Genomic DNA, 7,604 nt, shown 5'->3' on the forward strand with positions numbered 1-7,604 from the left:
GTAGGTCATGTCAGCAACCCCGACATCAGCAAGCCCGCAGCTCGCGGAGCCTTGGTACGCAGGCATGCGCGGCTTCCTCAAGGGCGAGGCCGACACCTGGCTGTTCGTGCTGCGCACGACCGTGGCTTTCTTCCTGACCGGTTGGCTGGCCATGCGCCTGCAGTTGCCGCAGCCAGGTACGGCGATGATGACGACGGTCATCGTCATGCACCGGCAAAGCGGCATGGTGCTGGCCAAGGCTTTTTACCGGGTACTTGGCACCTTTGTAGGTGCGGCCGGTGCGTTGTTGATCGTGGGCCTGTTTCCGCAGCAGCGCGAGCCGTTCCTGCTGTTGATGGCGTTATGGATCGCCGGCTGCACTGCCGGGGCCACCTTGCATCGCAACTTCAAATCCTATGCGTTCGTGCTGGCCGGCTACACCGCGGCCATCGTTGCCTTGCCGGTGATATCCACGCATCCAGGGCAGGTCTTCGATTCGGCGGTGGCACGCATCAGTGAGGTGCTGCTGGGCTTGCTGGTTACCGCGGTTATCAGCGACACGATGTTTCCGGTGCGCCTGCGCGACACCTTGCGTACAGCGGTGAACAATCAGTACGAAAATTTCCTTGGTTTCACGCGCGGCGCCCTGCTTGGCGAAATGCCACGCGAGCGGATGGAGCAGGCGCATCTTCGCGTGGTACGTGACGCGGTGGCGTTGGAGGATCTGCGCAGCTCGGTGATCTTCGAAGACGGCGAAGCGCGTGCGCGCAGCACGCATCTACAACGATTCAACCAGCGCTTCATGGCGGCATCGACCAGTTTTCAGTCTCTACACCATCTGATCAATCGTCTGCTGCGTCAGCCAGACCCTGCTGCTGGCCAGGCCTTGCAGAGGCTGTACCAGCCGCTGGGCGCGGCCCTGCAGTCGAGTGAGCAGTCGCCCGCGCAGCTGGCCGAACAGATCCACGAGGTGCGCAGAAACCTTGCGACCCGAGCTGCCCAGTTGCGCGCAGAACTGAACGGTATTTCGCAGGTCGAGGACTTCGATGTTGGTGCGCAGTTGTTGCGGCGCTTCGTAAAGGAGCTTGAACAGTACGTGCATGCGCGTCGGCAGCTTACCCTGCAGATCGCGCCGACCGAGGAGGACGCACGTGCCCACTTCATCCGCGGCAATGATTATCTCGGTGCCGCGGTAGCGTTCGCCCGCACGGCCATCACCATGTTGTTGTTGGGCGCATTGTGGGCTGCCAGCGGCTGGGCGATGGCGGTCAATGTGATGCTCTTGGCGACGATCTTTTCCGGCCTGTTCGCCACCATGCCAAACGCCGCGCAGATGACCGGCAAGGTTGCCTGGGGCTATCTGGTTGGTGTGTTGGCGGCTTATGTCTGCGACTACATGGTGTTGACCCGGATGGAAGGCTTCACCTTGTTGGTAGCGGGGCTGCTGCCGTTTTTCATGGTCGGCCCCTATATGGTCAGCCGGCCCAAGCTGGCGGTGTTCGGTCTTGGTTACACGATGGGGCTGGTCAACATCCTGGCCATTACCGGCGTGCACGCCTTTGATCCAGTGCGTTTTTTCAACGAAGGCACCTCGCAGATGATCGCGATGGGAGCGGCGGTATTGAGCTTCGCGCTGATGCCACCGCTGGTGGGCACGGCTTGGTTGCGACGACGGCAAATGGCCGGCCTGCGCGCGCAGGTAGGTCTGGCTGCGCAGGCGCCGCTGCGCGGCCTGCAGCATCGTTTTGAGAGCACCAATAGTGATCTGTTGCACCAGATCGTCGCCCACACTGCGGCGGGTAGCGAGGAGTCACGCCTGCAGCTGGCCTGGGCATTGGCGGTCAATGAAACCGGCCGTGCGCTTATCCATCTGCGCCAGGACGTGGCCCACGAACCGGCAACGAAGCAGTTGCACCAATGTGTGGACGAGGTGGTTTCTGTGCTGTCCGACTTCTTTGCAGTACCAAGCGCGCAGGCGTGGCAACGCGCCGACAGCGTGTTGACTGCCGCCGTTGAGCGTGCCCGCAGCCAAGCCAAGGACGGGGGCGTTGCAGCACGGGTGTTGCTGCATCTGCGCCTGGTGCGACTGGCCATGGTGGATGACAGCTCGGTGATGGCGACCTATATCACGCCCCTTGATTCAAGCTTGGAGACGGCTCGTCATGCCTATTGAAATTGCGTTTGCGGGAACCTTGTTTCCTGGCTTGCTGTTGTTGTTCGTCGCGGTTTGCGTCGTGTTGTGGGCGCTGGACTCCTTGGCTGGCCGTCGCGGCTGGTACCGCCATGTCTGGCACCCGGCCTTGTTCCGCACCGCGATCTTCATCTGTCTGTTTGGTGGCTTCGGCCTGCTGCTGTTCTGAGAATCTTCCATGACCCCAAAAGTCCAATCCATTCTTCGTTTCTCCATCACTGCCGTGATGGTGGTGATTGCCGCGCTGATCGCAACGGCGATGTGGCGCCATTACATGTATTCGCCATGGACCCGCGAAGGTCGCCTGCGTGCCGAGGTGGTACGGGTTGCACCGGATGTTTCCGGTCCGGTCAGCGCGGTAGCGGTGCGCGACAATCAGTTGGTGAAGCGCGGTGAGGTGCTGTATCAGATCGACCCGGCGCGCTACCAGAACGCCTTGAATCAGGCGCGTGGCAATCTGGCCGCCGCACAGGCATCAGCGCGAGCAGCGGGTGCAAGCATCCAGGTTGCAGCAGCCGGTGCCGCGCAGCAGAGTGCGAATGCCAGCCGCTACGAGCAGCAGTACGAGCGTCGCCAGCGCATCACTGGCAGTTTGATCTCCGAAGAAGCGCGTACCGATGCGCTCAGCGCCGCGCAGGCCGCGCGTGCCGGTGTGGCGCAGGCGCAGGCCAGCCGCCAGCAAGCCAGTGCTTCGCAGCAGCAGGCAGTGGCTGCGGTGGAGCAGGCACAGGCTGCATTGGATACTGCAGAGTTGAATCTGGAGCGCACCCAGGTGCGTGCACCGGTGGATGGCTATGTCACCAACCTGGAAGTGCGGCAGGGTGATTACGCCACAGCTGGTGCGGCCAAGCTGGCAGTCATCGATACCGATTCGTTCTGGGTTTACGGCTATTTCGAAGAGACCAAGCTGGCGCAGCTGCATGTGGGTGACGGCACCCGCGTGCAGCTGATGAGCGGGCAGGAGCTGCATGGGCATATCGAGAGCATTTCGCATGGCATCACCGACGCGGATAGTCCGACCGGTAGCGACCTGCTGGCCAATGTGAATCCGACCTACAACTGGGTGCGCTTGGCGCAGCGGATTCCGGTACGGATCAAGCTGGATGCGGGGTCGTTTGCAAAGGGTGTTGTATTGGCCAATGGCATGACCGCTACGGTGATTGTGGAGCGGGGGCGGTAGGCTTGGGTTGAACCTTCTCGCTGACTGCTCGTTGGTTGTGCGAAGTCCAGAGCACAAAGCCAGAAGCACAAAGCCAGAAGCACAAAGCCAGAAGCACAAAGCCCCCTCATCCGCCCTCCGGGCACCTTCTCCCGCTTGCGGGAGAAGGGAATGCAGGCGCTTGCTTGAGTTGATAGCTTGCCGCGCAATGCGTGAGCTCAAGCAAAGCATCAGCCCCCCCGCGGTGCCTGACCACTCCCTTCTCCCGCCTGCGGGAGAAGGTGCCCGGAGGGCGGATGAGGGGGGCTTTTGATCTGCCGCACGAAGCAAAAGAAAACGCCCGGCAAAGCCGGGCGTTTTCATTTCATCAAAACCAGCAGCCGCTTACTTGGCAGCAGCACCGGTGGTCAAACCACGCTTCTCCAGCAGCGGCTCGATCTGCGGCTCGTGGCCGGCGAAGTTGCGGAACAGCTCCATCGCATCGACGCTGCCGCCCTTGGACAGCAGGGTCTTGCGGAAGTGGTCGCCGTTGGCGCGCGACAGACCACCATTTTCGCGGAACCACTTCTGGGTGTTGGCATCCAGCACTTCCGACCAGATGTAGGCGTAGTAGCCGGCCGAGTAGCCGCCCATGATGTGGCTGAAGTACGGGGTCTTGTAACGCGGCGGGACCGGCGCGTAATAGATGCCGTCCTTGACCAGCGCTTCATGCTCGAACTTCATCACGTCCTTCGGTGCCGGGATCTGGCCGACGCCGATCTGGTGCCAGTTCTGGTCCAGCATCGCTGCGCCCAGATATTCGGTGGTGGCAAAGCCCTGGTTGAACTTGGACGCGGCAATCACCTTGTCCAGCAGTGCCTGCGGCATCGCCGAGCCGTTCTGGTAGTGCTTGGCGTAGTTGGCCAGGATGGTCGGCTCGTCGGACCACATCTCGTTCACCTGCGAGGGGAACTCGACGAAGTCACGCGGCACCGCGGTACCGGCGAAGTACGGGTACTTCACGTCCGAGAACATGCCGTGCAGTGCATGGCCGAACTCGTGGAAGGTGGTGGTCACTTCGTCCCAGGTCAGCAGGGTCGGCTTGCCGGCCGGCGGCTTGGGGATGTTGAGGTGGTTGGCAACCACCGGCTTGTCGCCGGTCAGGCCCGACTGCGACACATAGGCATTCATCCATGCACCGCCACGCTTGGACTCGCGTGCATACGGGTCGAAGATGAAGATGGCCAGCTGGCTGCCATCGGCGTCGAACACGTCATAGACGGTGACGTCGTCGTGGTAGACCGGCAGGTCGGTGCGCTGCTTGAAACTCAGGCCGAACTCCTTGCCGGCGGCGAAGAACACGCCGTTCTCCAGCACGTTCTTCAGTTCGAAGTAGGGCTTGAGCTGCGATTCGTCGAAGTTGTACTTGGCCTGGCGCACCTTCTCGCTGTAGAAGGCCCAGTCCCACGGCTGCAGTTCGAACGTCGGCTTGCCGGCGGCCTTCTGCTCGCTGTCGATCATCGCCTGCAGGTCAGCGGCTTCGCGCTTGGCGTTGGTGACGGCGGCCGGAGCCAGCTGGCCGAGCATCGCGTTGACTGCTTCCGGAGTCTTGGCGGTCTGGTTGCCCAGCGAATAGGTGGCGAAGTTCGGGAAGCCCATCAGTGCGGCCTTCTCGGCGCGCAGGGTCATGATGCGCGACACCAGTGCGGTGTTGTCGTACTCACCGCCCTTGCTGCCACGCGAGATCGAGGCTTCGTAGATCTTCTGGCGCAGTTCGCGGTTGGCCAGGTTGGTCAGCGGCGGCTGGCCGGTGGTGTTGAGCAGGGCGATGACGTACTTGCCATCCAGCTTGCGGGCCTTGGCGGCTTCAGCAGCGGCGGCGATCTGCTCGGCCGACAGGCCGTCCAGCTGCTTGACGTCATCGACCACGATGAAAGAAGCGTTGACCTCGGCCAGCACGTTCTGGCTGAACTTGGTGCCCAGGTTGGCCAGCTCGGCGTTCATTGCCTTGAGCTTGGCCTTGTCTGCGTCGGACAGCTTGGCGCCGGCACGGACGAAGTTGTCATGGTACTTCTCGACCAGACGCAGGCTCTCAGCGTCCAGGCCCAGCTTGGCGCGGTTGTTGTACAGGGTCTCGATGCGCGAGAACAGCTTGCCGTTGAGGTTGATGGCGTCGCTATGCGCAGCGAACTTGGCGGAATAGTCGGCCTGCAGCTTCTTGCGCGCGTCGTTGGTGTCGGCGCCGATCAGCGCGAAGAAGACAGTGGTGGCGCGGTCGAGCACGGCGCCACTGTTTTCCAGCGCAACCAAAGTGTTTTCAAAGGTCGGCGCGGCTGGGTTGTTGGCGATCGCTTCCACTTCCTGCAGCTGCTGCGCCATGCCGGCGTCGAAGGCCGGCGCGAAGTCGGCGTCCTTGATCTTGTCGAACTGCGGGTAGTGCAGCGGCAGCGGGCTTTCAGCGAAGAACGGATTGGCCTGCTGGGCAGATTGGGTGGTCGCAGTGGTTGCGGCCTGGCTGTAAGCCGGCAGGGCAAGACCCAGGGTCGCGGCAAGGGCGAGGGCGAGACGGGTGTTCAAGGCGGAAACTCCGGTAAAAAAGACTGATCTTTCAGGTTACCTGTAGGCGCGCCTGTATGGGTGTGTCGAATGGCATGGTTGCGCTGAAAGGCCACATCTTGCATGCCGTTGGCATCGTGATGGCGTACGCTGGCGGTCCTGTCAGGAGCCGCGCCATGCCTAATGCCTTCGATTTCGAGCTGACCGCGCTGGACGGCCGCCCGCTGCCGCTGGCTGCCTTTGATGGCAAGGTGCTGCTGATCGTCAATACCGCGTCCAAGTGCGGCTTCACCCCGCAGTACGAAGGGCTGGAGCAGCTGTGGCAGGAATTGGGCCCGCAAGGGCTGGTGGTGCTGGGCTGCCCCTGCGACCAGTTCGGCCATCAGGAGCCGGGCGATGCTGCGGCCATCCAGGATTTCTGCAGCATCAATTACGGCGTCAGCTTCCCGCTGTCGGCCAAGCTCAAAGTCAACGGTGCGGATGCTGATCCGCTGTGGCAGTGGCTGCAGCGTCAGAAGCGCGGCGCGCTGGGCATTGCCGCTATCAAATGGAATTTCAGCAAGTTCCTGATCGGACGCAATGGGCAGGTGGTTGCCCGTTACGCGCCGACCGCACGCCCGGAGGCGCTGGAAGCGGATATCAAGGCGGCGCTGTAGGCGCCGTCGTGTGGGAACGAGGTAAACCACGAGGCTCGCAGAAACGCCCAATTCAGCGGCAACAGCAGCTTCGCGGCTTACGCCGCTCCCACAAATCTGCTTATTTCTCTACGAACGCGCGCTCGAACACATAGTGGCCCGGGGTGCCGATGCGGGTGGAGACCTCAAAGCCGCGTGCATCCAGCACGGTGCGAAGGTCGGCTAGCATCTGCGGGCTGCCACAGATCATGAAGCGGTCGTTGGCCGGGTCCAGCTGCGGCAGGCCGAGTGCCTCCTGCATCTGCCCGCTTTCCATCAGCGACGTCAGGCGGCCCTGGTTGGGGAAGGGCTCGCGGGTGACGGCCGGGTAATACAGCAGCTTGTCGCGGACGATATCGCCGAGGATCTCGTCGTTCGGCAGTTCCTGCTCGAAGTACTCGCGGTAGGCGAGGTCCTTCTCGTAACGCACGCCGTGGCAGACGATCACCTTGTCGAAGCGCTCGTAGGTTTCCGGGTCCTTGACCACGCTCAACCACGGTGCCAGACCGGTGCCGGTGCCCAGCAGGTAGAGGTTCTTGCCGGGGTGCAGATCGCTGATCAGCAGGGTGCCGGTGGGCTTCTTGCCGACCAGGACCTTGTCGCCGGGTTTGAGGTGCTGCAGACGCGAGGTCAGCGCACCTTCCTGCACCTTGATGCTGAAGAAGTGCAGCTGCTCTTCCCAGTTGGCGCTGGCGATGGAATAGGCACGCAACACCGGGCGAGCGCCTTCGTTTTCGTTTTCCAGCCCGATCATCACGAACTGGCCATTCTCGAAGCGGAAGCCGCTGTCACGGGTGGTGGAGAAGCTGAAGTAGGCGTCCGTCCAATGACGGACTTCAAGCACCGTTTCGGCGCCAAAAGCGGAAGACATGCCGTGATTCGTATATTGGAGATCGGCCTATTCTAGCCGATTTCCCTTAAATGGGAATGAATCTCATTTGACTGGGGCGTTGTAGTGGCGGGGCCGCCCCCGCGGGGGGGGGGGGGGCTGGGGGGCTGGGCGGGCGGGGGGGGGCGCCGGGGGGGGGGCCCGTGGGGGCGCGGCGCGGGGGGGGGGGGGGGCGGG

General features: G+C 62.6%; 6 protein-coding genes. 4 read left to right on the forward strand and 2 right to left on the reverse strand.

Annotated features, from left to right (window positions below; all coding sequences use genetic code 11):
- Positions 1 to 7 precede the first annotated feature (7 nt).
- The 3 genes from ACVOK8_RS09760 to ACVOK8_RS09770 are packed head-to-tail and all read left to right on the forward strand — an operon-like array spanning position 8 to position 3,350.
- Positions 8 to 2,152, forward strand: coding sequence for an FUSC family protein (locus tag ACVOK8_RS09760; RefSeq protein WP_481566632.1), 2,145 nt, complete (start codon positions 8 to 10; stop codon positions 2,150 to 2,152).
- Entirely contained in the window at positions 2,142 to 2,339 is a 198-nt protein-coding gene (locus ACVOK8_RS09765; RefSeq protein ID WP_481566633.1) for a DUF1656 domain-containing protein, read from the forward strand. Before ACVOK8_RS09760 ends, ACVOK8_RS09765 begins: the two co-directional genes overlap by 11 nt.
- Positions 2,340 to 2,348: 9 nt before the next feature.
- Positions 2,349 to 3,350, forward strand: a complete 1,002-nt coding sequence (locus ACVOK8_RS09770) for an HlyD family secretion protein (RefSeq protein WP_481566634.1) — start codon at positions 2,349 to 2,351, stop codon at positions 3,348 to 3,350.
- Positions 3,351 to 3,713: 363 nt separating this feature from the next.
- On the opposite strand, the gene ACVOK8_RS09775 is transcribed toward ACVOK8_RS09770, so the two are convergent.
- Positions 3,714 to 5,885 carry a M3 family metallopeptidase gene (locus ACVOK8_RS09775; protein WP_481566635.1) on the reverse strand — a complete coding sequence of 724 codons (2,172 nt, stop codon included), beginning with the start codon at positions 5,883 to 5,885 and terminating at the stop codon, positions 3,714 to 3,716.
- Between the two features lie 155 nt (positions 5,886 to 6,040).
- On the opposite strand from ACVOK8_RS09775, the gene ACVOK8_RS09780 reads away from it, so the two are divergent.
- Positions 6,041 to 6,520, forward strand: a complete 480-nt coding sequence (locus ACVOK8_RS09780; protein ID WP_481566636.1) for a glutathione peroxidase — start codon at positions 6,041 to 6,043, stop codon at positions 6,518 to 6,520.
- Positions 6,521 to 6,620: 100 nt separating this feature from the next.
- On the opposite strand, the gene ACVOK8_RS09785 is transcribed toward ACVOK8_RS09780, so the two are convergent.
- On the reverse strand, positions 6,621 to 7,409 hold the full coding sequence (locus ACVOK8_RS09785; protein ID WP_303746558.1) for a ferredoxin--NADP reductase: 789 nt from the start codon (positions 7,407 to 7,409) through the stop codon (positions 6,621 to 6,623).
- Positions 7,410 to 7,604: the final 195 nt, after the last annotated feature.

This window comes from Stenotrophomonas sp. STEN083, from assembly GCF_056759195.1.